General features: G+C 65.3%; 1 protein-coding gene. It reads right to left on the bottom strand.

From position 1 onward, the window contains the following. Nucleotides 1-776 (bottom strand): malic enzyme-like NAD(P)-binding protein (locus tag U5775_RS38895; protein WP_322063432.1); only part of this gene is annotated, 776 nt, incomplete at both ends.

The raw sequence follows: 776 nt of genomic DNA, 5'->3' as shown, positions 1-776 counted from the left end.
GCGCCCACGTCGAGCGCGCCGCGGAAGATGAACGGGAAGCACAGCACGTTGTTGACCTGGTTCGGATAGTCCGAACGGCCCGTGGCGATGATCGCGTCCGGGCGCACCTTCTTCGCTTCTTCCGGGCGGATTTCCGGCTCCGGGTTCGCGAGCGCGAGGATCAGCGGCTTGTCGCCCATTTCCTTGACCATCTCGGGCTTGAGCACGCCGGCGCCCGAGCAGCCGAGGAACACGTCGGCGCCCTTGCTGGCGTCGCCGAGCGTACGCGCCTCGGTGTTGGCGGCGTAGCGCGCCTTCGACGGATCGAGGTTGCCGCGGCCTTCGTAGATCACGCCCTTCGAGTCGGCAACGAGGATGTTCTCTTTCTTCAGGCCCAGCTTCACGAGCAGGTCCAGACACGCGATGGCCGCCGCGCCCGCGCCCGAGCACACGAGCTTCACGTTGCCGAGTTCCTTGCCCACGACCTTCAGGCCGTTGAGGATGGCCGCCGAAGCGATGATGGCCGTGCCGTGCTGGTCGTCGTGGAAGACGGGAATCTTCATGCGCTCGCGCAGCTTCTGCTCGATGTAGAAGCACTCGGGCGCCTTGATGTCTTCAAGGTTGATGCCGCCGAGCGTGGGCTCGAGCATGGCGATGGCCTCGACGAGCTTGTCCGGATCGGTCTCGGAAAGCTCGATGTCGAACACGTCGATGCCGGCGAACTTCTTGAACAGGCAACCCTTGCCTTCCATCACGGGCTTGGCCGCGAGCGGGCCGATGTTGCCGAGGCCGAGCAC

It is taken from the genome of Paraburkholderia sp. J63, assembly GCF_905220245.1.
Classification (GTDB): Bacteria; Pseudomonadota; Gammaproteobacteria; order Burkholderiales; family Burkholderiaceae; genus Paraburkholderia.
Note: the sequence above shows the minus strand (reverse complement) of the source record. Positions and strands in the feature narration are given on the sequence as shown.